The organism is Bacteroides sp. 51, assembly GCF_010500965.1.
Taxonomy (GTDB): Bacteria; Bacteroidota; Bacteroidia; order Bacteroidales; family Bacteroidaceae; genus Bacteroides.
This window is the reverse complement of sequence record NZ_QVMI01000082.1, coordinates 1-2,378: the sequence shown is the minus strand read 5'-3', so window position 1 is coordinate 2,378 and position 2,378 is coordinate 1. Positions and strand designations below refer to the sequence as shown.

General features: G+C 48.3%; 2 protein-coding genes. One reads left to right on the top strand and one right to left on the bottom strand.

Annotation, left to right across the window (positions count from 1 at the left end):
• On the top strand, positions 1-201 hold a 201-nt coding region (locus D0T87_RS23540; protein ID WP_163178595.1), incomplete at its 5' end, for a hypothetical protein.
• On the opposite strand, the gene D0T87_RS23535 is transcribed toward D0T87_RS23540, so the two are convergent.
• Positions 191-2,378 (bottom strand): BACON domain-containing protein (locus D0T87_RS23535; protein WP_163178593.1); only part of this gene is annotated, 2,188 nt, incomplete at its 5' end. The genes D0T87_RS23540 and D0T87_RS23535 overlap by 11 nt on opposite strands.

Below are 2,378 nucleotides of genomic sequence, written 5' to 3'. Positions count from 1 at the left end.
ACTCCCTTTTCTCCAACCGTTCAATACCCATACCGTGAAGGCAGAGCACCGTGGAGCGGTTTGGCAGGTGTACCTGAAAACTCCCTGCCGATGGATCAGTTCTTAGCTAAGCTTCCATACCGGTATTCTAGTGCCGGCCAGGACAGTTTAGCTAAGCCCATCATTTTAGATACAGCTTGGGTAGGCACAACTAATCTCTAACACAGCGAACAGCAAGCGCACTCCCCAAGTAGTAGTCCTGGTACGCCCCGTCCGACCTCAGGCCCATGCCGAACCCCTGCTCAGTGCTGCACGATGAGCCCGACCAGAAGAACCCGTAGCTGCCTACCTTGGTCATAGCCCCATTGGTGTGCCGGCAGCCGGAGGCAGGGAAACGCTGATCCAAAAGCTGAACGTAACTGGGGATTTGATCCAGACCGTTGGCATTGGAAACGGTGAAGGCAGCGAAAGTACCGTTGGGAGTACCGTAATAATCGGCGTGCTCAGGACTTTGACCAGCTGCCTCCATCAGTGCCTGTTGTTCGGCGGCAGTAGGCAAACGCCAACTACCCTCAACCCAACCCTTATCAGAGATGTAACGACAAATGTCACCCTTGCCGGTAGAAGCATTGTAACCGGTATTGCTGTTGTAAGTAGCAAAGTCATCGTCAGTTTGCACGTCATTATTGAACGGAGCAGTGGTTTCATTGACATAAGGAATAGTACTCCAAGATGTGATGGCAGTTGTATATTCCTCTGGTTTATACAAAATCTGTGAAGTGGAGAAGTTAGCACCCACAGGACTGATAGCCACCAAAGAACCCCACTGGAAGTAAACACCTTGTGCCTGGGCATCAACGCTTGTGTCGTCAGGGCCGGTAGAGAAGGTCAGCTTTCCATCTTTCCAAACGATATTACTACCGCCGAACTCAGCGGGAACAACAGGCTGAACATTTAACGTAACTGCGACATCAGTGAATAATCCATCTTCGTTTATAAAGTTCAGGGTAGCGGTACCGGTAGTACTGGCAGCAACGGTAAACTTAATAGTGGTTGTACCTGACGTACCGGTTATGGTTTCTAAAGCACTTTTGGAAGCAGTAGTAAGTACACTTGAAGCATCGGTTACGGAACCAATCTTCCAATTGGTATTGCTTTTCACTGTAAAGCTGTATTCTTTACTTGTAGCCGAAGCGTATTTGCTTTTTACATCGTTGTAAATAAGACCGTAATTCTTCTGCAACAACTTCACTGTAGCCTCTTGGCCACCCTCGGTACGGAAAGTAACGGTTGATTCTTCATCGGTAGGCAAAGCGCTATTGCCATTGGATGTTACGGCCGTGGTGGTAATGGTGTACTGTCTGGAACCACCATTGAAGGTTTCGCTTATCGGTTGACCTTCCAGGTTAGAGCAGGTTTTGTTTACCGATACGGTAACATTCTCTGTATTAGGCTCCCATACTACCCGCAAGGTTTTTGCATCTTTCGAAGTACCTGTTTTAGGAGTGAAAGTAAGCTGAGATCCCGAAGGGATTTCAGCATCGGCCAGGTAAAGCTTGATGCCCGGCTGTATGGCCGATGCCGTACTTTGGATAACAGTAACAGGCTTACGGATACGTCCGGCTTCCAGATAGATCTTGGTTGAACGGGAGGCACCGGTTTTGTTTTCTTCCAGCTCGATATAGGTTTCGGTTATGGCATCTTTGCCACCTGTGGCCGGAACGAGTTTCAACCAACTGACGGTTTGGCTTTCATTGGTAGCATCAACGTACTTTTCGACTTTCCAACCGGTGGTATAGTCGGTCCATATGTTAAGTACATTTTCGGTTACCTTACTTGTCACGGCTTCTTTGTTGAAGGTATATTCATCTTTATCCACCGCCAGGGTATATTGTCCGTCGGTAGTCAGGATATTCATTCCTACCCCGTTCCAGGTCAGTACGCTGGCCTCGATATTCACCGGACCGCTACGGAAGGCAATATCCGGGGTTTCGTAACCCGAACCGGATACTTTAGTAATATTGATGGTGTATTTGTGATTGCGAAGCACATCCAGATATGTTTGTGCCGATCCGCTGCCGGTAGAGAAGTCCACGCGGTAATAGCTGGGTTCACTATCGCTGCCATAGGTACCACCCACTACCAGACAGGTACGTTTAAGCAAGTCTTTGGCTTTGGTATGGTTATCGGTATGGTTCTCAGCTTCCATAATATAAATCTCACGCACGCACTGGTTAGTGGTGGTGTTGATGGCTGTTCCATTGTATAATAGTGGGCCTTCGGTCAAGGTTGAAGAAGCAGGCACCACCGGATAGGTTACTTTACCATCTGTCAGACCTGCGGCCGTGGTAGGAACTACTGTGCCCTGGGTATTGTAGTTATATACATATACACTGGAT